Genomic DNA, 25,821 nt, shown 5'->3' on the forward strand with positions numbered 1-25,821 from the left:
ATTTTATGAAATTATTATTTACTACCTGTTTAAGTATATGGTGTATGGTTATTTCGCTGAAAGGTGTTGCCCAGGATTTAACCGTGTTTAGCCCGGATAAACAATTAAAAGTGACTATTCTGGTGCAAGATGGTAAGCCGATGTATAACGTAAGTTTTAAAGGCAAAACCCTGCTAGAAAATTCACCACTGGGGCTTACTACCAACGAAGGCGATTTTACGACCGGCATGAAATACCTGGATAAAGAGGAAGGTGCGGTTGATAAAAATTATACAGAAACCAAAATAAAGAAATCGCAGGTTCATTACGTGGCCAATAAACTTACTTGTACTTTCGAAAACGCACAGCAAAAAAAGATCAGCGTGGTTTTTCAGGTGAGCAATAACAACGTTGCTTTCCGGTACGAACTGCCTACCTGGGGCGAGCGGTTTTCCTGCGCTGTAGAAAAAGAAGCTACCGGGTTTAAGTTTCCGGCCGTTTCTACCACCTTTCTTTCGGGGATGATGAACCCCATGACCGGTTTTGCTCGCACCGCACCCAGTTATGAAGCTAGTTACGAAGCCGATGCTCCGCTGGTAAAAGCAAACCCTCGTCCGGAAGGTTACATATTCCCGGGACTTTTTCGGGTGGGCACCAACGGATGGGTGTTAGTTTCCGAAACTGGGGTAAGCAGTTTGTATTGTGCTTCCCATTTGAGTGAGGCCTCGAAAGATGGTACTTATACCGTAGCTTACCCAAATCCGAAGCAAAACAATGGTTTTGGCAGTTCGGGAGCGGCTATTTCCCTGCCGGGTGTTACTCCATGGCGCACCATTACGGTAGGCGAAAACCTGAAGCCCATTGTAGAAACCACCATTCCGTATGACGTGGTTGAGCCGTTATACGAACCTTCTCAGGAGTATAAGTTCGGGCGTTCTACCTGGAGTTGGATTGTGTGGCAGGATAACAGCATGAACTACGAAGATCAGGTAAAATACATTGATCTGGCCGCCGCGCTTCAATACGAGTATATTCTGATGGATGCCTTGTGGGATACCAAGGTGGGCAAAGACAAAATGAAAGATTTGATAAATTATGCCAAGTCCAAGAATGTAGATGTATTTTTATGGTATAATTCTAACGGACCGTTTAACGATGCCCCGCAAGGCCCCCGAAATAAAATGAATACGGCGGTAGAGCGTAAAAAAGAAATGAAATGGCTCCGGGAAGTGGGTGTAAAAGGTTTAAAAGTTGATTTCTTCGGCGGCGACAAGCAGGAGACCATGCGCTTGTACGAAGACATTCTTTCGGATGCTAACGATTACGGCTTAATGATTATATTTCATGGTACTACTTTGCCCCGCGGTTGGGAACGCATGTACCCAAACTTTGTGGGCAGCGAGGCGGTACTAGCTTCAGAAATGCTGATCTTTTCCCAAAACGTGCGCGAAGCCGAAGCATTTAACGCTACCTTACACCCTTTCATTCGCAATGCCGTCGGGAGTATGGAATTTGGCGGGGTTTTACTGAACAAGTATCTCGTGAAAAGTAATGAAGGGCGGAATAAACGGCTCACCACCGATATTTTTCAGTTAGCCACCGCGGTTTTGTTTCAGAACCCCATGCAGATATTTGGCCTCACGCCCAACAATTTAACCGATGTGCCGGCTTTTGAAATAGAGTTCATGAAGCAGATACCCACCACCTGGGACGAAACAATTTACGTAGATGGTTACCCTGGAAAGTACTGCGTTATTGCCCGGCGGCATGGCGAAGAGTGGTACGTGGCCGGCGTAAATGCCACCAAAGAACCGCTTAAACTAAAATTAAATTTACCTATGCTGGCTGGTAAGAAAGTTAATTACTATAACGACGACAGCAGTAAAGCGCCTTACAACAAAGATATTACTATCAAGAAAAATGGCATGCTGGAAGTTGAGATACAACCAAACGGCGGAATAATTTTAAAAAAGTAAGCTAGAGCTATCAGGCTTTTCTCACGTAAGTTTGAGCTAAGCCAAGAATCAATCAAAGAAAAGCTATTCTGTTTCTTTTCCATCATCTCGGAGGAATCTTACCAGCAAGTAATGGATTAGATTCTTCCGGATTTCTTTGAATTCCGAAGAAAGACCTAAATAGACTTAAACAATAGCAAAATTATAGTTCTAGCGTTTTAATGAGCACTTCCGTAGTCTGAATTAGTAAATTCTTAAATCGTACTCTCGTTATTTTAGTAAGTAGCTATAAGTCGATCCAGCCATTAAAGACATTAATCCGGTGAACCAAAGCCTGGTTTTACAGTCAGATAATCAGCTCCTCCTGCCAAAGAAATTTAATTGTTAAAAAGCTTTTGTTTTTTCAATTTTAATTGTAGTTTTCACACTTGTTAATAATTTAATTCTTCGGAATTAAAATTTTTTTGCTTCTTTTTATAATTGTTGTTTTTACACTTTAAGCAGTAAATAATTTTATTTCTGAAGTAGTTTAAACAGGCTGAATCCTTATGTTAAAGCAGGTTCCGGTTTTACAATATTGCAGGAAAATGACGCTGGATTACACTTAAACATATTGCCTATACATTCCGGGCTATGATTTAGTAATTATTTAAAAACATAGCTGGGATGCAAAAGCATTAACCAGTTGCTTAAAGTTCTTCGGGGGTGTAAGCGGAGTAGGGGGGATTATCCGGAGTAATCGAATTTTTAAATTCTATCAATACCTAAATACTTCACGTGTATCTCTTATGCGAAGAATGCTTTTGGTCTTTTTGTTATTAAGTACTTTATCCGGCTTTTCCCAGACTAAACCGGGTTTAAAGTTGTGGTATAAAACCCCCTCCGGAACTACCTGGGAAAACGCCTTACCCATTGGCAATGGCCGGTTGGGCGCCATGGTGTACGGCAACGTAGAAAAAGAAATTATCCAACTCAACGAGCATACCGTCTGGAGCGGTGGCCCCAACCGGAATGATAACCCCATGGCGCTGGATTCTTTAGCCAGAATTCGCCAATTAATATTTGCCGGGAAACAGAAAGATGCCGAAAAAATAGCGAACCAGGCTATTATCACGAAGAAATCACACGGGCAAATGTTTCAGCCGGTGGGCAACTTGCAATTGGCTTTCAGCGGCCACGACACTTATACCAATTATCATCGGGAGCTGGATATTGAAAAGGCCGTTACTAAAACTTCTTATACCGTTAACGGCGTAACCTATACCCGCGAAGCCCTGGCCTCTTTCCCGGACCGGGTAGTGGTAATGCGCTTAACCGCGAGTAAACCGGGCAGTCTGTCGTTTAATGCGTCTTTTACTAAGCCTTTGCCTAATACTACGGTACAGACTACGGCCGCCAAAGAGCTAACTATCTCGGGTACCACCATGGACCACGAGACCGTGAAAGGCTTGGTAAAATATAAAGGCGTTGCTAAAATCAAATTAGATGGCGGGGCACTCACGGCTAACGATACTTCGTTGATTATAAAAAATGCCAACACCGTTACCATTTACATTTCCATTGCTACCAATTTTAATAATTACCACGATGTAAGCGGCGATGCCGATGAAAGAGCCGCCGATTATTTAAATAAAGCCTATCCAAAATCTTTAGCGGCTATTTTACCGGCCCATGTGGCGGCGTACCAAAAATATTTTAACCGGGTGAAACTGGATTTGGGAAGCACTGCTTCGGCTAATTTGCCCACCGACGAACGGTTAAAGCAATTTGCCACCGGCAATGACCCGCAGTTGGTAACATTGTATTACCAATATGGGCGGTATTTACTAATTTCTTCGTCGCAGCCGGGCGGGCAGGCGGCTAACCTGCAGGGCATCTGGAACAATAAAGTAAAACCGCCTTGGGATAGTAAATACACCATTAACATCAACGCCCAGATGAATTACTGGCCCGCTGAAAAAACCAATTTATCGGAGCTGCACGAGCCTTTTCTGCAACTGGTAAAAGACTTATCAGTTACGGGTCGGCAAACCGCCAAAGAGATGTACGGCGCCCGGGGCTGGGCGGCGCACCACAATACCGATATCTGGCGAACCACCGGGGCCGTGGACGGTGCTACCTGGGGCATCTGGAATGGGGCCGGCGGCTGGACGAGTCAGCATTTGTGGGAACATTATTTGTATAACGGCGACAAAGCTTTCCTGGCTTCGGTGTATCCGGTTTTAAAAGAAGCTTCCACTTTTTACGTTGATTTTTTAATCGAACACCCCTCTAAAAAATGGCTGGTAATCAACCCGGATATGTCGCCGGAAAATGCCCCGGCTGCGCACCAAAACTCTTCCCTGGATGCCGGTACTACCATGACCAACCAGATTGTGTTTGATATTTTCAGTACGACCATAAAAGCGGCCGAAATTTTAAAAAAAGATACTGCTTTTGCGGATACTTTAAAACAAATGCGCCAACGTTTACCCCCGATGCAAGTCGGGCAGCACGGGCAATTGCAAGAGTGGCTCGATGATATTGACGACCCGAAAGATAACCACCGGCATATTTCGCATCTCTATGGCTTGTTCCCGGCTAACCAAATTTCACCGTACCGCACCCCGCAATTATATAGCGCTGCCAAAACTACTTTAACGCACCGCGGCGATATTTCTACGGGTTGGAGTATGGGCTGGAAAGTAAACTGGTGGGCCCGCATGCTGGACGGCAACCACGCCTATAAATTAATTCAGGCGCAGCTTTCGCCGGTAAAGATAGGTCCAAGACAGTTTGGGGAAGGCGGCGGTTCTTATAATAATTTATTTGACGCTCACCCGCCGTTCCAGATCGACGGCAATTTTGGTTGTACTTCGGGCATTACCGAAATGCTGATGCAAAGCGCCGATGGTGCCGTACATTTACTGCCTGCCTTACCCGATGTGTGGCAAGCCAGTGGCAGCATCAGTGGTTTACGCGCCATTGGCGGTTTTGAAATCGAGAGCCTGCAATGGAAAAATGGTAAAGTGGTGAAAGCGGTTATTAAATCTAAACTGGGCGGTAATCTGCGGTTGCGGGTTCCGAATGCTGTTACGTTGGCGGGTGGCTCTTTGAAGAAAGCTAGTGGTAACAATACCAATGCATTTTACCAGGTAGAAGAAACGCCGGCTGCTTTGGTGTCAAAACAGGCCACTATTACCCCGGTGAATTTAAAAGAAACTTTATTGTACGATGTGCCGACGCAAGCCGGTAAAACTTACACGTTAACGGCCCTTTAAATTCTAAATTTTTAAAATTTAGGTTTTACAAGTGCTGGCAGAGATAGCCATTTTAGTAAAGCTCTTAAATTTTTCATACCCTAAATAATAGATTTATCAGTACCCGGAAAAAGAATAAAATTTTATAATGAAAGAATACCCATTTACTTTTGCTTCGCTGCTCAAGCAATCCTTATCTGTAATACTGGCTACTACTTTACTAGCTTCTTCTGCATCGGCACAAGGGACCAAGAAGGCCGCCAAAGATGCCCCGGTTTTTTCACAGTTTTCTTATAAAGGCGACGATAAAATCTACCAGGAAAATCCGCTGCAACCCGATGAGTTTTATACTCCCATTCTGCAAGGCTGTTATCCGGACCCCAGCATTACGCGCAAAGGCAATGATTATTATTTAGTAAATTCTTCTTTCGCCATGTTTCCGGGGGTACCCATTTTTCATTCCAACGATTTAGTAAACTGGAAACAAATCGGCCACGTTCTGGACCGGACTTCCCAGTTAAAAGTAGAAACTTCGGGTATTTCGGCGGGCGTGTATGCTCCGGATATCAAGTACAACAAGCATAACGACACCTTTTACATGATTACTACCCAGTTTTCTGGGGGCATGGGGAATATTGTGGTAAAAACCAAAGACCCGGCAAAAGGCTGGAGCAACCCGGTGAAATTGCAGTTTAACGGCATCGACCCATCACTCTTTTTTGAAGACGATGGCAAAGCCTACGTGGTACACAACGATGCGCCGCCCAAAGGTACGGAACAGTACGAAGGGCACCGGGTAATTAAAATTTGGGAGTACGATGTGCAAAAAGACCAGGTAGTACCGGGCACCGACAAAATTATTGTGAATGGCGGTACCGATATTACCCAAAAACCCATCTGGATTGAAGCGCCGCATATTTACAAAAAGAACAACCGCTACTACTTAATGTGTGCTCAGGGCGGTACCGGCGACAACCACACCGAAGTGATTTTTTCCAGTGATAAGGTAATGGGGCCATATGTACCCGCTAAAAACAACCCGATTCTGACCCAACGGTATTTCCCGAAAAACCGTCCGAACAAGATGGATTGGACCGGCCACGCCGATTTAACCGTAGGACCGGATGGCAACTATTACGGGGTATTTTTAGGCATCCGGCCCAACGAAAAAGACCGGGTAAACGCCGGCCGCGAAACCTTTATCTTGCCCGTTGATTGGAGTGGCGAGTTCCCGGTATTCGAGAACGGACTGGTACCTTTAAAACCCAAATTAAAAATGCCGGCTGGGGTAAAAAATCAAACCGGGCAAAACGGCTTCTTCCCGAACGGCAACTTTACTTTCACCGACAACTTTACGGCTAAGACTTTAGATTACCGCTGGATTGGCATGCGCGGTCCGCGGGAAGAGTTTATTACTACCAGCAAAAACGGCTTGCAAATCACGCCTTTTGCTAAAAATATTAAAGAGGTAGCGCCTATCTCGGCGCTGTGGCACCGGCAGCAGCATAACCATTTTGAAAGCACGGTAATTATAAAATACGCGCCCAAATCCGAAAAAGACCTGGCCGGTTTGGCGTGTTACCAGAGCGAAAAATTTAATTACGTTTTAGGTATCACCAAGAAAGGCAACGATAATTACCTGGTGCTTGCCCGTACCGAAAAAGGCAACACCACCGTGCTGGCCAGTGAAAAAGTTGATATTCGTAAATCCATTCAACTTCAGGTAGCAGCACAGGGCGATGATTACCAGTTTCGTTACAGCACGGAAAATCAAAATTTTAAAAATATAGGCGGTACGGTTTCCGGGGATATTCTTTCTACCAATGTGGCCGGTGGTTTTACTGGGTCACTGATCGGGTTGTATGCCACATCTGCCAACGATATTCAGCCATAATATAGCATCATCCACTCCTAACTCATAATTCATGAAAAGTAAAGTTTTAGCCACCTTATTTGCTTCGGTCCTTACCGGTAGTCTGGCCTTGGCGCAAGACAATGCCGCTATAAAAGAAGATTTTAAACCATCGGCTTTTAACCAGCCCTTTCAGGACTATCCGCAGGTAAACTCCCAGGGGTATGCCCGCTTCCGGATAGTAGCGCCCCAGGCCGACAGCATACGGGTAACCCTTGGCCTGGGTGGAAGAGGCGGAACCCGATTAACCAAAGGAGCGGATGGTGCTTTTACCGGAACCACCGAAGGGCCATTGGATGAAGGTTTTCACTATTACCACTTAATAGTAGACGGCGGCGTATTTAATGATCCCGGAACTGGTAATTTTTACGGCTCGCAGCGTTGGGAAAGCGGCATTGAAATACCAGCCAAAGACCAGGATTTTTATACTTTAAAAAATGTGCCCCACGGCCACGTGCACCAAATATTATTCCCTTCCAAAAGCACGAAAACTTCCCGCGTGGCTAATGTGTATACGCCGCCCGGGTACGAAAAAGGCAACACCAAATATCCGGTATTATACCTGCAACATGGCTGGGGCGAAAACGAAACTTCGTGGGCTATTCAGGGCAAGACTAACCTGATTATGGACAACATGATTGCCGAAGGCCGCATAAAACCATTTATCGTGGTGATGACTTATGGTATGACCAACACCGGTGGTAGACCAGGTATGCCGCCACGTCCGGCTGCTAATGCAACAGCTGCTGCGCCGGGTGCAACTCCAGCGGCCGGTGCTGCTCCTGCACCTGCTCCACGTCCTGCCTTGGGTGCACCTGGTGTTGTGCCTAACGGCGTAACGGCTGGCGAACCTACAGGGGTTGCCGCTTTTCAGACGGTTTTATTGGATGAGTTAATCCCGTATGTAGATTCCCATTTCCGGACCATCGCCAACCGGGATAACCGGGCCATGGCCGGACTATCCATGGGTGGTTTCGAAACCCACACGATAACCTTAGCTAAACCAGAAGTTTTTGGTTACTGGGGGTTAATGAGTGGGGGTAACTATACGCCAGAGCAGTTACAAAGCAAAATGAAACCGAAGCTTTTATTTATCACCTACGGTAGCAAAGAAACCCGCGGAGCCGAAGCGCTGCCCAAAGTGGAAGCGGATTTAAAGGCGGCTGGCTATAAAGTGAATACTTATGTTTCACCGGGTACTGCCCATGAGTTCCAAACCTGGCGTCGCAGCCTGTATCAACTAGGTCCGCTGCTTTTTAAATAATTAAAATCCAGGCCAGCCCTGGTTATAGTTTACGTCACAACTTATCTAAATTAACTATTTCGGAAAAGTACCTCAGTTCCCCTCCTAAGTTAGGAGGGGTTCCGGGTGGTTGTTTTTCTTAAATTAATTGCCTGCAAGTTCCGTGGTCGACTATAAGCAAATGCATATTTCAAATTTTTATTATTCCATAAAGTGAAAGTAAAGCATACGCGCCGTTTCCTATTTTTAAAAAAGCAAGTAGTGGCTGGCCTGGTTTTATTCTTGGCTGGTTTTACAGCCAGTGCCCAGGAAGTAATTGATTTATACCCCGGTACTATTCCCAATGCCAAAGTTTTTCAGGGAGCTAATAAAGGTAACCTGGAAGCCGGTGGACTGGTGCGCCGGGTAGTAAAGCCAAGTTTAGAAGTTTATCTGCCAGCCAAGGAAAATGCTTCCGGGGCGGCGGTTATTATTTGTCCGGGTGGTTCTTACAAAGTAATCGTGTTCCAGGGCGAAGGCGTTGCAACGGCCAAAGAATTTGCTAAAAACGGCGTAGCCGCTTTTGTGCTCAAGTACCGGTTGCCGAATGATACCATCCTGACGGACAAAAAAATCGGCCCTTTGCAAGACGCGCAACAGGCCATTAAACTGGTGCGGGAAAATGCCGCAAAGTATGGTATTGATGCCAATAAAGTAGGCATTGTGGGGTTCTCGGCCGGTGGGCATCTGGCCGCCACGGCGGCTACGCATTTTGCCAAGCCGCTTATCCCAAATCCTAAAAACACCAATTTACGTCCTGATTTTCAGGTGGTGGTGTACCCGGTTATCAGTATGCAGGAAGGCCTGACGCATGCCGATTCCAGAAGTAATTTATTGGGCAAAAATCCTGCTAAAGAAACAGTAGATTTATTTTCCAATGAATTGCAGGTTACCGCCAATACTCCCCCGACTTATATCACGCATGCCGCCGACGATAAACTGGTAGATGTAGATAACAGCATTGCCTATTTCCAAAAGCTGCGGAATCAAAGTGTTGAGGTGGAAATGCATATTTATCCAAAAGGTGGGCATGGGTTCATCTTCAAGCAAAAGGACTGGATAGAACCTTTGTTCCTGTGGATGAAAAAAAACAATTGGATAAATAATAATTGATTGATGACTTACTCTTTTCCGAAAACGAAGCATTTTATGAGTCGTGCGATAATAACCTGTATTCTCCTGTTGCATTCCGGGCTTTTGTTTGCGCAACAACAGCCGTCGGTTTCTATAGCGGTAGATGCCTCCAAATCTATCGGGGACATGAAGCCGTTCTGGTCTTTCTTTGGTTACGATGAACCAAATTATACCACCCGGAAGAATGGCCAGAAATTGTTGACCGAATTACAGCAACTGAGCCCGGTTCCGGTTTATGTACGGGCCCACAACCTGCTCACCTCCAAAGGCAACAGCCCCGGCCCCGACCTGAAGTGGGGCTTCACGGATGCATACACCGAAGACAAGAATGGCAAGCCTGTTTACAACTGGGTTACCGTCGACAGCATCGTGGATACCTACGTGCAAAGGGGCATGAAGCCGCTTATGGAAATCGGGTTTATGCCCAAAGCCCTTTCTTCTAAACCCGAGCCGTACGAACATAAATGGAGTGCGGGCGGCAATATCTGGACCGGCTGGACTTATCCGCCGAAGGATTACAATAAATGGCGGGAGCTGGTATACCAATGGGTAAATCACTCTATTCAGCGTTACGGCAAACAAGAAGTTACGACCTGGTTATGGGAGTTGTGGAACGAACCGGACATTGGCTACTGGTCGGGCACCTTCGAAGAATACTGCAAACTTTATGATTATACCGCCGACGGCTTAAAGCGCGCCTGCCCCGAATGCACCATTGGAGGTCCACACACCACCAGCCCCCGCGGCGAAAAGGGATACCAATACCTGACTAAATTTATAGAACATTGTTTGCGGGGTAAGAATTACGCCACTAAGAAAACCGGAACGCCGCTGCAATTTATTGCCTTTCATGCCAAAGGTGCACCGGAACTGGTAAACGGGCATATCCGCATGAATATGGGGGTACAGTTAAAAGATATATCCCGTGGGTTCACTGCCGTTAATTCTTTCCCGGAACTGAAAAACATACCGATTATAATCGGGGAAAACGACCCGGAAGGATGTGCTGCCTGTTCGGAAAAGAAAGAACCAAAATACGCCTACCGCAACGGTACCATGTACCCCAGTTACACGGCGGCGGCCTACGCCCGCATTTACGAATTAATGGACCAGCACCAGGTAAACCTCCGGGGAGCGGTAAGCTGGTCGTTCGAGTTTGAGAACCAGGAATGGTTTGCTGGCTTCCGCGATTTGGCTACGAATGGCGTGGATAAACCGGTATTAAATATATTCCGCATGTTTGGGATGATGAACGGAGATAGAGTAGCGGTTCAAACAGCTAATGGTATTAAAGCCGCGGATATTATCTCCTCTGGCGTAACCGGTAAGCCCGATATCAATGCCCTGGCCAGTAAAAACGACCATTCTATTTCGGTGATGGTTTGGAATTACCACGATGATGATGTGGCGGCGGCGGCCTCACCGGTTGAGCTAACTATTGATGGCGTTGCTAAAGACAAGGTGTTCGTCCATCATTACCGCGTTGACCAGCAATTTAGTAATTCCTTTGAAAAATGGAAGGCCATGGGCAAACCTCATAATGTTTCAAAAGTCCAATACCAGGAACTAGAAAAAGCCGGCCAATTGCAATTGCTTACCTCACCAACCTGGCAGAAAGTAGATAAGGGTAAAACCGTTTTAAAGTTTGATTTACCTCGGCAGGGCGTATCGTTTATCCAGCTTAGTTGGTAACTGCGGGCTTTATTTAATTAAGTAATTACTGTTTTAGCTGTTTCAGAAATTGAAATTTTAAAAAAAATCTATTTTGTAAACCGTGCCTCGATATGCATAAAAACTTACTCTATTACTTAATGATTTGGGTAACGCTTTGGGGTTTGCCCCAATTGGGTTTGAGTCAGGGAAACAACGCTCCCGTGGTGGTATCGCCCGAGGTGCACCCGGATAATACAGTTACTTTTCGGTTTTTGGCGCCGTCGGCCAAAGAAGTGAAACTGAACGCCCAGTTTGAAAAAGCACCGCTTACCATTACGAAAGACGCTTCCGGAATTTGGAGTGTAACGGTTGGTCCGGTGAAGCCCGATATGTACCCGTATAGCTTTGTGGTAGATGGTATTCCCGTAGCCGACCCTAAAAATTCTGCCATATTCCCCAACGAAGGATTTCAAAATAGTGTGGTGGAAATTACCGGTAACACGCCCTTGGTACACACCTTGCAGAATGTGCCGCACGGTACCCTGGCTTATCGCTATTATACTTCCAAAGAATTAGGAACCCGATCGGTAGTAATTTATACCCCGCCGGGGTACGAGAAAGAGCAAGCCAAAAAATACCCGGTACTTTACCTCTTGCACGGCACTACCGATACCGAAGAAACCTGGAGCAAAGTAGGACGTGCCAACATTATTCTGGATAACCTGATTTCCCAAAGCAAGGCGCAACCCATGATCATTGTAATGCCCTACGGCCGGGCCTATCCGGTAATTAGTAAATCGTCGGGGAGCCTGCGGAACTGGGAGAATCTGCAGGAATTTAAAAAAGATTTTCTGAATAACCTGCTGCCGTTTGTGGAGCAAAATTACCGCGTAAAGAAAGACAAGAACAGCCGCGCCATAGCCGGGTTTTCGGGCGGCGGGGGCGAAACCTTGTACCTGGGCTTGAATAATCCGGATTTGTTTGGCTGGGTTTGCGGCTTTGCGCCTGGTATGCTCAAAGAAGAATTCGACCGCAACAACGCCGTGGCTTTTGCAAATCCCACGCAGACGAACCAACAGTTAAAGTTATTCTGGATAGGAGTAGGCAAAGAAGATTTTTTGTACCCGGTGGTTCAGGATTACCTGAAAGTGCTGGACGAAAAAAAAATTAAGCACGAAACTTTTATTTCGGAAGGCGGCCATACCTGGATGAATTGCAAACTTTATCTCTCCACCATTGCCCAAAAGCTTTTTAAATAATCAGAATTTTTAAAAAAATCACCTGTAATTAAGCAAAAAGCCACCGCTTTTAGAAAAAAATACCACCGAATAAGTAATTCTTTACCAACAATATACCTATGCAAGAAAAATCAGTTACCCGACTATTGCTGCTTTTGGTAATGTTTTGTATTTCCAACTACGCGATTAGTCAGCCGCCGCGGGGGCCTTTGGTGATTTCGCCCCAAATTCACCCGGATAAAAAAGTGACTTTCCGGTACCAGGCACCCTCGGCTAAAGAAGTAAAGTTCAGTGCCCAGTTTGAGAAAGCGCCCGTAGCCATGATTAAAGATACGGCCGGTATCTGGAGTGTAACCGTCGGGCCAGTAAAGCCCGATATTTACCCGTATAATTTTGTGGTAGATGGCATTTCGGTGATGGACCCGGCGAATGTGGCTTTTTTCCCGAACGAGCGTTTTAAAGCCAGCCTGGTAGATATTCCCGGCGAAACTCCGCTGATTCACGCCATGCGCGATGTGCCGCACGGCTCGGTTACGTACGAATATTATCCTTCGGTTTCCGGTACTACGGGTTCTTTAGTGGTGTATACTCCGCCGGGTTACGACAAAGATGCTTCTAAAAAGTACCCGGTTTTTTACCTGATTAGCGGTACCACCGACACCGAAGAGACCTGGTTTAAAGTAGGCCGCACCAATGTAATACTGGATAACTTAATTGCCGAAGGCAAAGCCAAACCTATGATTGTGGTAATGCCTTACGGAAACGTAGAAGCCCGGATTGCAGCGCAGAAAGGTGGCCCCAAACCCGCCGACCCCATGGGCCGGGAAAGTGAAGAAGCCATAACACGCGCTAAAACTTTCGAAGCCGATTTAATGCAAAACGTGCTGCCCTACATCGAAAAAAATTACCGCACCATCAACAACAAAGATAACCGCGCCATTGGTGGTTTTTCTAGAGGCGGCGGCCAGACCCTAAGAACGGCTTTCAGCAACATGGATAAGTTTTCCTGGGTGTGCTGCTACAGCGCTTACTTAAGCCCCAAGGAAATGGAAAGCAGTTACAAACCCATCTACGAAAACGCCAGCCGTACGAACCAACAGTTAAAATTATTCTGGATCAGTGTGGGTACCGACGACTTCCTATATAAATCCACGGTGGAGTTTATGGATTTTCTGAAAGCTAAAAACGTGAATTATAAAAGTTTAGTAACCGATGGCGGCCATACCTGGATGAACACCAAAGTTTACCTGACCCAAACGGCCCAATTACTTTTTAAATAAGCCTGCTATGAAACATATTTTTAGCATAATCTTCCTGCTTTTTGCCCTTGCCATTACTGCCTCTGCCCAACGACCGCCGGCCATTAGCTCCCCGGACGTACACGCCGATAACACCGTAACTTTCCGGTTGTATGCCCCCAATGCAAAAAAGGTAAGCTTAAGCGGCGAATTTTTAAAATCCAACCAATTACTCACGAAAGACAATGCGGGTATTTGGAGCATTACCGTAGGACCGATTAAACCCGATATTTACCCCTACAATTTTGTGGTAGATAGCATCGGCGTAGCCGACCCGAATAACACGAATATCTTCGCCAACGAACGGTTCAAACGCAGCATCGTGGAAATACCGGGCAGTACGCCTTTAGTGCACGCGATGCAAAACGTACCCCACGGCAAAGTGAGTTACCGGTATTATAAATCGGGTACGTTAAAAACCACCCGGCAATTACTCGTTTATACGCCGCCCGGCTTTAACCCCAACGCTAAAACGAAATACCCGGTATTGTACCTGATTCACGGAGGCTCCGATACCGAAGAAACCTGGACCAAAGTAGGCCGTGCCAACCTGATTGCCGACAACCTAATTGCCCAGAAAAAAGCCAAACCCATGATTATTGTAATGCCCTACGGGAACGTACGGCCGGCACCCATGCCCGATTTCACCCAAGATGTTATTAAGGATATTATTCCGTTTATCGAAGCCAATTACCCGGTACTAACCGACACTAAAAACCGCGCCGTAGCTGGCTTTTCGGTAGGAGGCGGGCAAACCCTGAATATTGGACTTACTAATCCCAATATCTTTGCTTATATCTGTTCGTATGCGCCCTACACGGCCACCGAAGAATTCCAGAAAAATTTCACCAACTGGAACCCGGATGCCGCTGCCCTGAACAAGCAACTCAAACTATTTACCATCAGCGTAGGTACCGAAGATTTCCTGTACGAACCGGTAAAACAGAATATTGCCATGTTCAAAGAAAAGAACATCAAGCTGGAAACCCTGATTGTACCGGGCGGCCACACCTGGATGAACTGTAAATTATTCCTGGCAAACTCTCTACAGCAATTATTTAAAAATTAACCTGAAGACAATTTTGAATTTTAGGCACCAACTTAAAAAAGTAACCTAAAATCCTTAAGTGGTATCTGCTTGTGGTACCTGCTTCCAGTTTAACGCAGTGTAACTGGGAGCTTTTAATAGTGGCCAGTTTTCAACTGGCCGGAAGTTGAAAACTTCCCCTTATTATTCCCCACCAGCTATAAGCTGGCGGGAGATGCTGGGAGGAAAGGCTGTGAAGTATGCAAACAATATTTTAAATAATATGATTGCAGGTTTCTACCAGAAAGTAATCCATTAATGTCTAGATAATTAGTGTTGGTATCACTACCAATATCAACCATTTTTAAAAATTTATGCACTTAGATATTTCTATTACTATCCATTTTAACACTAAAAACTGATTTCCGCCTCAAGAATATAAACTGATAATTAAACTAACATGAAACATTTTTATCCACTACTCGCTGTTTTACTGCTGATTAGTGTAGCAACCAAAGCACAGAACATTGAAAAAGAAGCTCCCACGGGGTTTGATGTGGTGCAGCAAAATATTGCGCACGGTAAAATAGATACCATTACTTACGATTCTAAAACGGTGGGCACCAAACGCCGGGCTTTGGTATATACACCGCCCGGGTATTCCAAAAGTAAAAAATACCCGGTATTGTATTTACTACACGGGATTGGTGGCGACGAGAAAGAATGGCTCAAGGGCGGTCAACCCCAGGTAATCCTGGATAATTTGTACGCCCAGAAAAAGGTGCAGCCCATGATCGTAGTGCTGCCGAACGGCCGGGCTATGAAAGACGACCGGGCCATTGGCAATGTTTTCGATCAAGAGAAGGTGCAAGCCTTTGCTACTTTCGAGAAAGATTTACTAAATGACCTGATTCCTTACGTAGAGAAAAAATTTCCGGTGCGTAAAGACCGGGAAAATCGTGCTATTGCCGGCCTATCCATGGGCGGGGGACAATCCTTGAATTTTGGCTTAGGTAACTTAGATAAATTTGCCTGGGTTGGAGGGTTTTCCTCGGCGCCCAACACCAAAAAACCAGAAGAGCTAATGCCGAACCCTGCCGAAGCAAAAAAGAAATTAAAACTACTCTGGATTTCTTGCGGCGACCAGGATGGCCTGATTACCTTCAGCAAACGCACCCACGATTATTTATTTACCAACAATGTACCGCATGTTTATTACGTAGAGCCGGGCGGGCACGACTTTAAAGTCTGGAAAAATGGGCTGTATATGTTCTCACAGTTCTTGTTTAAGCCGGTAAATACGGCTTCTTTGCCCAAGTACACCGTTTTAGGAACTCCGGCAGCTACCAACATCCGGTCAGCAAAGTACCCGCAGATATTACCCGACAACCGCGTAGTATTCCGGACTAAGGCGCCCGAAGCGCAAAAAGTGCAGATTGATCTGGGTAAAAAGTATGATATGGCAAAGCAAGCCGATGGATTCTGGGAAGTAACCACCGATTCCATTGGCGAAGGCTTTCATTATTACTCCTTAGTAATTGATGGTTTGGCTGTAGCGGATCCGGCTAGTGAAACTTTCTACGGCATGGGCCGGCAGGCCAGCGGCATCGAAATTCCTTTCCGGGGTGGGGATTATTACGCCGAAAAGGAGGTGCCGCACGGCGAGGTGCGCATGAAACGCTATTTTTCTCCGGTTACCAATTCGTGGCGGCGGTTTTACGTGTATACGCCAGCAGGCTACGACCAAAATACTACCGAAAAATATCCGGTATTGTACATTCTGCACGGGGGCGGCGAAGATGAACGGGGCTGGGCGACGCAAGGCAAAACCGACTTAATCCTGGATAATTTGATCGCCGATAAAAAAGCCAAGCCCATGCTGGTAGTTATGCTCGATGGCAATATGGGTATGTCCGGGTTTAACGAGAATGCTTTTAAAGTTTTTGAAAATGAATTGAAACAGGCGGTTATACCCGTGGTCGAAAAAACTTACCGGGTTCTGCCGGATGGTAAAAACCGGGCGCTGGCGGGCTTATCGATGGGTGGCTTGCAAACCTTACACGCTGGCATGCGCAACACGGATTTGTTTAACTATTTGGGAGTATTCAGCTCCGGTTGGTTTAGTAATCAACCGGCCTTATCTAATCCGCAGTACGAATTTATTCAAAACAACTCAACCACCATTAATAACAACTTAAAACTGCTGTGGGTAGCCATGGGCGGCAAAGAAGATATTGCTTACAATAACTGCAAAGAAATGCTCGCCAAGTTCGACCAGATGAAGGTAAAATACACTTATACCGAATATCCGGGTGGTCATACCTGGCCGGTTTGGCGCAACAATCTGTACAACTTTGCCCCGCTATTATTTAAATGAGCAATCAAAGGTCCGTTTGCCAAATCCAACGATTGTTGGAGACTAAAAATTTTAAAAACTAAAAGTGCTAATGTTCCAAATACTGCTTTAAAATTCATTAAATTATAGCTGGTGTATTATGCATGAAAATAATTAGCCTGGCCCTGGGAAATTCTGGCTTGTTTAAATTAACTATAGGTTAATTCTTTCCTGTTCACCACAACAAATTTTAAATAATACAAAATGAAACAAAAGCTTACCGGTGTTTTTATTGCCCTCTTATGTTTATTTGCTTATTTCAGCTTTACCCCGGATTCCTCGCTATCTGATGATTATGCCAAATGGCAACATTACGGCGGCGGACCAGATCAATCGCGGTATTTTAAAGGTTCTCAGATTACTAAAAAGAATGTCAGTAAGTTGCAGGTAGCCTGGGTTTATCCCACCGCCGATTCTGTACCTAATTTTTTTAGCCCGATTGTGGTGGATACCGTTATGTATGTAATGGCTAAAAATTATTCTTTAGTCGCCATCAATGCCCTGACGGGTAAAGAAATCTGGATCCATGCCAACTTACAGGGATTAACCCGCCGGGGCATTAACTACTGGGAAAGCAAAGACCGGAAAGACCGTCGGTTATTATTTACCCTGAATAATTCCTTGCAGGCCATTGATGCCCTAACCGGAAAATCTATCCTGACCTTCGGCAACAACGGCTATGTGGATATGCGGGAAGGCCTGGACCGGGAAGTATCCAGCATCCGCCGAATTCAATCCATGATGCCCGGGGTAATATTTGATAATTTAATCATTATGGGATCTGCTCCCGGCGAAGCGTATTTCTCACCGCCTGGGCACGTAAGAGCTTATAATGTAATTACCGGTAAACAAGAATGGATATTCCATACCATTCCGCATCCAGGGGAATTTGGTTACGAAACCTGGCCGAAAGATGCGTATAAGTATGTGGGTGCCGTAAATGTGTGGAGCGAAATATCCGTGGATGTAAAAAGGGGAATTGCTTACTTGCCTTTGGGCTCACCAACTTATGATTACTACGGAGCCGACCGCATCGGAAGCAACTTATTTGGCAATAGCCTGGTAGCTTTAGATGCCCGCACCGGCAAACGCTTGTGGCATTTCCAGACGGTACATCACGATTTGTGGGATTATGACCTGGCTTCAGCGCCCCAATTAATAACTGTAAAACATAAAGGCAAACGCATTGATGCGGTGGCGGCGGCTACCAAGCACGGCTTTATGTTTGTATTTGATCGGGTTACGGGTGAACCCATCTTTCCGATTGAAGAAAAACCGTTTCCGGCCAGCGAAATGCCCGGCGAACAGGCCTGGCCCACGCAACCCATTCCGACGGTGGTACCCAGCTTTACCCGGCACGAGGTTACCCAGGAAACGCTTAACCCTTATTATTCAAAAACCGAAAGAGAAAAGTGGCAGAAGCGTATTGCCGAAGCTAAATCGGGTTTGTACATTCCACCATCCGATAAATACGAAACCATTGCCGTGCCGGGGGCTCTGGGCGGGGTAAATTTTGGGAATACGGCCGCCGATCCGAAAAACGGAATGGTGTACATTTTAGCGCAGGAATACCCATCGGTTTACAAGCTTGAAAAAATTAAAGCACCTACCGAATTAATGTCACAGGATGATGTAGAAAAAGCAAAGAAACTGTATGCGAGTACCTGCCGGTCTTGCCATGGCGAAAATATGACTGGGGCGGGCATTGCGCCTTCTATTGTTAACGCCGGACAACGCATAGGCATTGATGATTTTAAAGGTTTGTTGGCCGCCGGCCGCGGACAAATGCCAGGTTTTGCGCATATCCAGGAAGAACAGGTAACCGCTATTTACCGTTTCTTAGGTGGAAACCCCGCCATGCGCATGGGTTTTGGCCGCAAAAATGATTCTTCGAAAATGCCGGAGGGCCCGGTAGTGGCGTCCGGTGGGGCCAAGGTTAAACCAGATGCTAAAGTTGTGGCGCCTATGTCGGAATACCCCGAAGATGTAGATCATCCGCAAGATCGCTATACCACTGATTATGGTACCTTCTGGCCGGGTTTATTAAATCCGAAGTGGTCCAGGGTGATGGCTTATGATTTGAATACCGGTAAAGTTAAATGGGAACACACCATTGGGGAGGATACCCTCTCGCTAAATAAAGAAACTCAAAATTTAGGTACACCGGGCGGAGCGCAAAGAAAAGGCATGGTGGTCACCTCCAATGGTCTGCTATTTTGTACAGCGAAGGGCGGAAAATTATATGCTTTTGATTCGGAGAAGGGCAAGCTGTTATGGGAAACAACCCTGAGCCACGAATCGAACGCGCAGCCAATCATGTATGAAATAGCGGGGAAACAATACCTGGTAGTGAATGCTACGTCAAACTTTACCCGCGATGGGATTAACCACGCCAAAAAGCCGGGTGCTTTACCCAGAGGCTATGTGGTATACGCGCTTCCGGGTAAAAAATAAATAATCGGGTGCTTTTTTAATTTAATATGTAGAATGATTATTAGGCTTTAGGATATCATACAGTTCCTTTAGGCCTAATTTCTAATTCATAATTTCTAATTTTTAATTTGGCGTAGCACTAGGCTTGCTGATAGACTCTATTGAGAAAACCTGTATCAATTTTTTAAAATTTTAACTTACTACTTACTACTTATTTAGTTAACTAAACCTCTTGCGAATCATGAACCATTTGCTTGCCTTATTATTTACTTTTATGATGGTTCCGGCTACCGGCCAGCCTACTAAAAATCGCGTTGTGCCTAACGACCCGGCTAAATACCGGCAATTATCGGCGGTACATGCCGGAGCCGGGAAAATGGGATTTACCCAGTTAATCGGGCGCACCGAATTATCAACTAACTTTCTTTACTTGCATTCCGGGGTTATAGATCCTAAATCTGGCATTGGGCATCATTTTCACCACAACATCGAGGAAATGTATGTACTGCTAACCGGCGAAGCTGAATTTACCGTAAACGGCCGCACTTCTAAAATTAAAGCGCCGGCAGTAGTGCCTTGTAAAATGGGCGATGCACATGCCATTTATAACCCCACTAACGAAAAGTTAAAATGGCTGAATTTTGCGGTAAGTAAAGTAAAAGGTCAGGCCGATAATTTTGACTTAGCCGATGCCCGGGTGGGTGTTAATCTGGATCCAATACCGGTATTTGTGTCCGGTCGCATGGAGCGGAGCACGCTTAAAACCAACAATGCGGCTTTCCCGGGTAATGGGGTACTGTACCGCCGAGTGTTGAACGCCGATATTTTCCGGACGAACTGGAACCACGTAGATCATGTAGTCATTCCGGCCGGCAGTACCGCCGGACCCCGCGAACTGGATGGGATCGAAGAAGTTTACTACGTGATAAAAGGCTCGGGATCAGTAGCGTTAAACAATGAGAAAGCTGCTATTAAAGCAGATGATTCTTTTTATGGGTTATTAGGCGAAAAGTCTACCATTACCAATGATGGCAAGGAAGACCTGGAATTGCTGGTGATCGGGGTAGCGGCTGCTAAACCAAATGCTGCAACCTTGCAAACGTCACCGGGAAAAGCAAAAGCCATAGCGTTGCAGATGGATTTTAAAGTTCCGAAAGCCGAAAGCGAAGCATTTGAAAAAATATATCACACCGTTTATGTACCTGCCATGAAAGTGCAGACCGGCTATTTAGAATCTAAACTGCTGCGCCTGTATCCGGAAAATCTGGCTAAAGAAATCCAGGCCGAAGCGACTACTTATAATTATCAGATCCAGATCTCGTTTGACACGGAAGAAAACCGGCGCAAGTGGGTGGCCAGCAGCCAACACCAGATTGCCTGGCCGGCAGCCTCCAAAATTGGCAAAGAGTACAAATGGCGTGGTTATGATGTAATGGGGGAGGATAATAATCGATAAATATCTCAGAAGTAGTTTATAATAGTGCTATGTGTGAAAAATATGTAAATTGAAATAGTTTAGCTTTTTAATTTGAAATAAGAACCAGGAGGTAATCCCTATAAAATAGTAATAACTTCACTAAAAAATAAGAAGTCTCCTTAATATTCAAGGAGACTTCTTATTTTAATTACTACTTCGATTTGTGTAGTAATACCACATAGTAAATAGCAGCTTTCTTTGCAGATGCAAAAGCTGACCTTTGGAGCCGGTTCCCGGCTCCATGCTCGGGTGCTATCTAACTTGCAGCCTACAGGTTTTGCCTCATTGCCGGCTGGCCTCGTTTGGCTCTTCCGCACTCGCTAGACTCTCTTTCCTCGACTCCGTCTGCGGAATGCCTCCGGCACCGGAACCCTAGCAGGTGCTCCACAGCCAAACTGGTGTCAGTTGCTCTTAGCTTCCGCTTTTCATTCGCACTCAGTAGTTATAAGGAGTAGTAATATTCTTTAGGTGCAACCAACCACCAGAATCAGCGGAAATAAGTTTAATTTCTTTACTTTCTTCCCGCACCTAGTTGGTTGTTAGATCATGCCATTGGATAATACTATTCTGTCATTTTGCCCATTCACTAACTCTAAACAGGGTAGTAGACGCAGCTAAGGGCAGTTGACATCAGTTTGGCTGTGAAGGGCCTTCTAAGGTTCCGGTGCGCAGCATTGCCAGGCACGAGCAAAGGAAGCTTAGACCAGCCCGTAAGAGCCAAACGGGGCCCGCCGGCCATGAGGCAATACTTGTAGGCTGCAAGTTAGATAGCACCCGAGCATGGGGACTTGTAAAGGCTCCAAAGATCAGCTTTAGTAAATGTTCTTTCCCCTTTTTGGACGCTATTTTTTGCTATTCGGTATAACTACTCTTTACCAAAATATTTTAAAAAATCAGGTAATAGGAATTTATAAATGATTACGCATTTCTAATACTAGGCTTGTTGACTTAGTAGTAAAAAAGAATTACTGCATTTTCACGCGGAGCAGGTAATTAGAGGCAGTGATATAAATGGTTTTACCATCGGGAGTTAAAGCGCAGTTAGCCGCCACTATTCCGTTTAGCTTTATCTTACCGAGCAACTTGCCGGTTTTATTAAATATCCAAAGCCCGCCCGGTCCGGTAGCAAACACATTGCCCGCTTTGTCTATTTTTAAACCATCGCAACCGCCCGGTTCTTTTTCCTGTTTTGCATTATAAAATACTTTGCCGTTGGTTAAAAACCCGTTCGCCGCAATATCATACGTGTACCAGCCATTGTTATTTTCAGCCGAATTAGATACGAGTAAAGTTTTGCCGCCCGGGAAAATACCAATTCCGTTTGGCTGGGCAATAGTATCGGTTAAAAGAGTTACAGCTCCTGCCTTATTCATTTTATATACGCCTTGGTAGGAAAGTTCTTTTTTGGGGTCACTATCACCACCTTCAAAACCATAAGAAGGATCGGTGAAATACAGATCGCCGGCAGCCGTAAGGAAAAGGTCATTGGGGCTGTTTAGTTTCTTGCCTTTATATTCCCCTGCTACGGTAACATAGTTCGTCTTTGGCGCATTCAGTGGAGCGTCCATTTGGGCTATTCTTCGGTCACCGTGCTGGCAAAGCAACAATTTTCCATCCTTACCAAGAAGCAGCCCATTTGACCCCAGAAAACCACCCCGGGATTCCTGGCCGGTATAACCCGAAGGCTTCAAATAAACTTCTTTCCCTTTTGCCTCGGTCCACTTGTAAATGGTATTAGCCGGCACATCCGAAAACAACAGCATTTTTTCTTTCTCTATCCAAACGGGCCCTTCGGTAAAGGTAAAACCTTCGGCTAGTACTTCAATTTTTGCGTCTTTCTTAATCACCCTGGAAAGTTCATTTGAGCTGAATTCAATAGTACCAACAGAGGGTTTATTTTCCTGGGCGAATCCCGAAAAATAGCTAGCAACTAAAAATAAAAAAAGCGTACACTTCGTCATATAAATTGTTTAAATAGATAGATGAACCCCTATAATCGCACAAGTAAGATTTAAAATGCTGCCTGTTGTAGTTTTTTGATTTTGGCGGAATTTTAAAAAATTTAAAAAATGCCTCGAACCTTACCAATACAGCCCCTATAAGCGCTTCTGTAGATTATAACCAGCACGAAAAATAGTTATTTCGCATCAAGTATCAAACTTCTTTTTCTTTACTATCCATTCTTTCACATTATTCCCAAGCTTAAGATTAATTGGTTACTACATTTTATGATTTACATCAATTAAAGCCCGCAATAGAGCTTTTAAAAATGAAACATTTTAAATACAGATTGGTCTTGCTTAACGATATTTCGGAATGAGTAATAGGAATACCGGGCCCGGCCACTCATTTTTTAAATTTTTAAAATTCCAGGGGATAATCAGAAGAATAAAACAATTGAAGCGGTTGCAAAAAAGAATCACAGATTAGTTGTTCTAACTTTCCGGTGCGAAGAGCGTTTAAATAATTAGTACCTTGAAAAAGCAAGCAGAAAACAAAATACTCGATAGTGGTTCCTGATTGGGAATTTAATCCAATTTGGTTTTCAACTATTCCAACTATTTTATGCTTTTCCTGCCGAATTTGCTTATTCTATTTACAAACTTATTGGTATGTCCACTTTTATTGCACTTTATTTTACTATTCGAAAACCTACTTTGGGGAAGTGGCTTTTTAGCTTCGTTTTCAGTTTTTTAGCCCAAAGTGTTGTATTAGCCAACGAAGTTATTTACCGGATTAACTCCGGTGGCGGCGATCTTCAGACTACTACTGGCTTATTCACGGCGGATAATTATTTTTTGCCAGATCCTGGTTATATTTCCACCTCTTCCAATGCGATTGCCAATACTACCAATGCTGATTTTTATCAGAAACAGCGGGGGGCCACCACCAATAATGGAACGTTCCGCTATAATTTACCGGTCGAGAATGGGGCATACCAGGTAACGCTTCATCTGGCCGAAACTTACTGGACCCGGGCTGGGCAACGGGTTTTCGATGTTACGGCTGAAGACACCAAGGTGCTGGATAATTTTGATATTTTTAAAAAAACCGGCGCGAACACCGCTACCACCGAAACATTTACCATTAACGTGGCCGACGGCACGCTGAGCTTGTATTTTAGTGCGCTGGTTAGCGATGGCGGCGTAAACCGTCCCCAGATTGCCGGATTAGAAGTAGTAAAAGTAACGAATTCGTCTAATCAGCCTCCGGTATTTTCGACTAAAACCTTGGCTTATACACTTTCGGAAACCACTAAAGTGGGTACAGCATTGGGCACCTTGCAAGCCACCGACCCAGATGCCGCCGATGCGCTTGCGTACACCTTAACGGCGGGCAACACCAACCAAACTTTTACGCTTAATGCCACTACCGGCGAACTAACTTTAACTAAACCATTAAACCACCATGCCCAAAGTAAATTTACGTTAAAAGCACGGGTTACTGACCGGGCCGGTGGTTTCGACGAAGCAATTATCACCATTCAGGTTAATCCGGCTCCTTTGGTGCCTGCCTTTACCAATTTAACCTGGAGCACCAAAACCAATCAGCCTTATGTGGTGAACGAAGCTCAGGGAAAAAGCGTGAACAATAAACTGTATACCTTCGGGGGGTTTGATAGTCAGAAATCCGGCTTTACGCCTACCAGCCGCGCGTACGTGTTTGATCCGGCCGCAAATACCTGGACGGCCATGGCGCCCATGCCTCCCATGAATAACACCAAATACGGCGGCGCTACCCATACCGCCATGGCCACCGACGGCACTGATATTTACTTTGCAGGCGGTTACACTTCTAGTTCTGACGGAAAGGGGCAAATATTCGGCACGAAAGAAGTGTACAAATACCTGGTAGCCGAAAACCGCTACGTGCGTTTGCCCGATTTACCCATTATTGTAGCCGCCGGCCAAATGGAATACGTGAATGGCCGGCTCCACCACATTGGCGGTACCAATAAAGCCCGAACCATAGACTTAAGTGACCATTATGTGCTGGACCTGGATAATTTAGATGCTGGTTGGCAAAAATTGGCGCCTTTACCGGAACCCCGGCAACATGCCGGCTCGGCCGTTTTTAAAGAAAAAATTTATTACATCGGCGGCCAAACCGGCCACGATGCCAAGTTAATAGCCAAAAAAGCCGTGCACGTGTATGATTACAGCACCAACACCTGGACCAAGAAAGCTGATTTACCTGTGCCAGACGGGCGTACGGGCCGGGGGCATATTAGTTCTTCGGTGGTAGTATTGGGCGACCGGATATTTGTGTTGGGGGGCCAGGTAGTGCACGGCAACAGCGGCCATACCAACCTGGTTTCGGCGTATACCCCGGCTACCGATACGTGGCAAAATGTAAGCGCTTTGCCCCAGGGCCGGTATTCCGGCGTGGCCGGGGTACTAAATGGGCTGCTGTATTATACCGGCGGTTCCCGCACCAGCACCACTTTTCAGGGTACTCCGGAAATTTCTACTGGTCCGGTTACGGCTATACCGCAGCCCGAAAATAATCCGGAAAACAGGCAAATCTTAGTTTTTCCAAACCCCATTGTAAAAGACAAACCGTTTTCGATGGAAGTGCGTGGGTTTAGCCAAAACGAAAAAGTAACCGTTACATTATACAGTTTGCTCGGCCAAACAATGTATACAACTACCGTGCTTACTAACCAATCGGGCAAGGCGCTGGTGAAGCTGCCCAATGCTACCAAATTACAAGCAGGTACTTATGTTTTAAAAGCGCGCGCGTTGTCTGGTGAAGTGCAAACCAAGTTGGTGCAGCATTAAGGGAAATTTTCAGGGTTA

Annotated in this window: 14 protein-coding genes; 13 read left to right on the forward strand and 1 reads right to left on the reverse strand. The window is 45.5% G+C overall.

The window, feature by feature from the left end; genetic code table 11:
• Positions 1-5 precede the first annotated feature (5 nt).
• From HUW51_RS19580 to HUW51_RS19635, 12 genes are all read left to right on the forward strand, one after another.
• Positions 6-1,955, forward strand: a complete 1,950-nt coding sequence (locus HUW51_RS19580) for a glycoside hydrolase family 97 protein (protein WP_185271317.1) — start codon at positions 6-8, stop codon at positions 1,953-1,955.
• Positions 1,956-2,722: 767 nt separating this feature from the next.
• Positions 2,723-5,194, forward strand: coding sequence for a glycoside hydrolase family 95 protein (locus HUW51_RS19585; protein ID WP_185271318.1), 2,472 nt, complete (start codon positions 2,723-2,725; stop codon positions 5,192-5,194).
• 127 nt (positions 5,195-5,321) lie between these two features.
• Entirely contained in the window at positions 5,322-7,067 is a 1,746-nt protein-coding gene (locus HUW51_RS19590) for a glycoside hydrolase family 43 protein (RefSeq protein WP_185271319.1), read from the forward strand.
• Between the two features lie 31 nt (positions 7,068-7,098).
• Positions 7,099-8,349, forward strand: a complete 1,251-nt coding sequence (locus HUW51_RS24645; RefSeq protein ID WP_228466760.1) for an alpha/beta hydrolase-fold protein — start codon at positions 7,099-7,101, stop codon at positions 8,347-8,349.
• Positions 8,350-8,541: 192 nt separating this feature from the next.
• Positions 8,542-9,480 (forward strand): alpha/beta hydrolase, encoded by a 939-nt coding sequence (locus HUW51_RS19600; protein WP_394353940.1) that lies wholly within the window; start codon positions 8,542-8,544, stop codon positions 9,478-9,480.
• A gap of 36 nt (positions 9,481-9,516) precedes the next feature.
• Entirely contained in the window at positions 9,517-11,193 is a 1,677-nt protein-coding gene (locus HUW51_RS19605; protein ID WP_185271320.1) for a GH39 family glycosyl hydrolase, read from the forward strand.
• 92 nt (positions 11,194-11,285) lie between these two features.
• A complete protein-coding gene (locus HUW51_RS19610) occupies positions 11,286-12,413 on the forward strand; it encodes an esterase (RefSeq protein WP_185271321.1) in 1,128 nt (375 codons plus the stop codon).
• 98 nt (positions 12,414-12,511) lie between these two features.
• Complete coding sequence (locus HUW51_RS19615; protein WP_185271322.1) at positions 12,512-13,672, forward strand: esterase; 1,161 nt, start codon at positions 12,512-12,514, stop codon at positions 13,670-13,672.
• A 7-nt stretch (positions 13,673-13,679) separates the two neighbouring features.
• Positions 13,680-14,759 carry an esterase gene (locus HUW51_RS19620; RefSeq protein WP_185271323.1) on the forward strand — a complete coding sequence of 360 codons (1,080 nt, stop codon included), beginning with the start codon at positions 13,680-13,682 and terminating at the stop codon, positions 14,757-14,759.
• Positions 14,760-15,177: 418 nt separating this feature from the next.
• Complete coding sequence (locus HUW51_RS19625; protein WP_185271324.1) at positions 15,178-17,094, forward strand: alpha/beta hydrolase-fold protein; 1,917 nt, start codon at positions 15,178-15,180, stop codon at positions 17,092-17,094.
• 222 nt (positions 17,095-17,316) lie between these two features.
• Entirely contained in the window at positions 17,317-19,566 is a 2,250-nt protein-coding gene (locus tag HUW51_RS19630) for an outer membrane protein assembly factor BamB family protein (protein ID WP_185271325.1), read from the forward strand.
• 220 nt (positions 19,567-19,786) lie between these two features.
• Positions 19,787-21,001: a cupin domain-containing protein gene (locus tag HUW51_RS19635; RefSeq protein WP_185271326.1), complete on the forward strand. Its 1,215-nt coding sequence runs from the start codon at positions 19,787-19,789 to the stop codon at positions 20,999-21,001.
• A gap of 986 nt (positions 21,002-21,987) precedes the next feature.
• Here HUW51_RS19635 and HUW51_RS19640 read toward each other — a convergent pair.
• Positions 21,988-22,869 (reverse strand): SMP-30/gluconolactonase/LRE family protein, encoded by an 882-nt coding sequence (locus HUW51_RS19640; RefSeq protein ID WP_228466762.1) that lies wholly within the window; start codon positions 22,867-22,869, stop codon positions 21,988-21,990.
• Positions 22,870-23,634: 765 nt separating this feature from the next.
• Here HUW51_RS19640 and HUW51_RS19645 point away from each other — a divergent pair.
• Positions 23,635-25,803 carry a malectin domain-containing carbohydrate-binding protein gene (locus HUW51_RS19645; protein ID WP_185271328.1) on the forward strand — a complete coding sequence of 723 codons (2,169 nt, stop codon included), beginning with the start codon at positions 23,635-23,637 and terminating at the stop codon, positions 25,801-25,803.
• The last annotated feature ends 18 nt before the right edge of the window (positions 25,804-25,821 follow it).

It is taken from the genome of Adhaeribacter swui, from assembly GCF_014217805.1.
Classification (GTDB): Bacteria; Bacteroidota; Bacteroidia; order Cytophagales; family Hymenobacteraceae; genus Adhaeribacter; species Adhaeribacter swui.

Bases quoted from the DNA above. Each gene is read 5' to 3' on its own strand.
- HUW51_RS19615 (WP_185271322.1), top strand. From the start codon at position 12,512: ATGCAAGAAAAATCAGTTACCCGACTATTGCTGCTTTTGGTAATGTTT.
- HUW51_RS19590 (WP_185271319.1), top strand. From the start codon at position 5,322: ATGAAAGAATACCCATTTACTTTTGCTTCGCTGCTCAAGCAATCCTTA.
- HUW51_RS19635 (WP_185271326.1), top strand. From the start codon at position 19,787: ATGAACCATTTGCTTGCCTTATTATTTACTTTTATGATGGTTCCGGCT.
- HUW51_RS19625 (WP_185271324.1), top strand. From the start codon at position 15,178: ATGAAACATTTTTATCCACTACTCGCTGTTTTACTGCTGATTAGTGTA.
- HUW51_RS19645 (WP_185271328.1), top strand. From the start codon at position 23,635: ATGTCCACTTTTATTGCACTTTATTTTACTATTCGAAAACCTACTTTG.
- HUW51_RS19620 (WP_185271323.1), top strand. From the start codon at position 13,680: ATGAAACATATTTTTAGCATAATCTTCCTGCTTTTTGCCCTTGCCATT.
- HUW51_RS19605 (WP_185271320.1), top strand. From the start codon at position 9,517: ATGAGTCGTGCGATAATAACCTGTATTCTCCTGTTGCATTCCGGGCTT.
- HUW51_RS19580 (WP_185271317.1), top strand. From the start codon at position 6: ATGAAATTATTATTTACTACCTGTTTAAGTATATGGTGTATGGTTATT.
- HUW51_RS19585 (WP_185271318.1), top strand. From the start codon at position 2,723: ATGCGAAGAATGCTTTTGGTCTTTTTGTTATTAAGTACTTTATCCGGC.
- HUW51_RS19610 (WP_185271321.1), top strand. From the start codon at position 11,286: ATGCATAAAAACTTACTCTATTACTTAATGATTTGGGTAACGCTTTGG.
- HUW51_RS19630 (WP_185271325.1), top strand. From the start codon at position 17,317: ATGAAACAAAAGCTTACCGGTGTTTTTATTGCCCTCTTATGTTTATTT.
- HUW51_RS24645 (WP_228466760.1), top strand. From the start codon at position 7,099: ATGAAAAGTAAAGTTTTAGCCACCTTATTTGCTTCGGTCCTTACCGGT.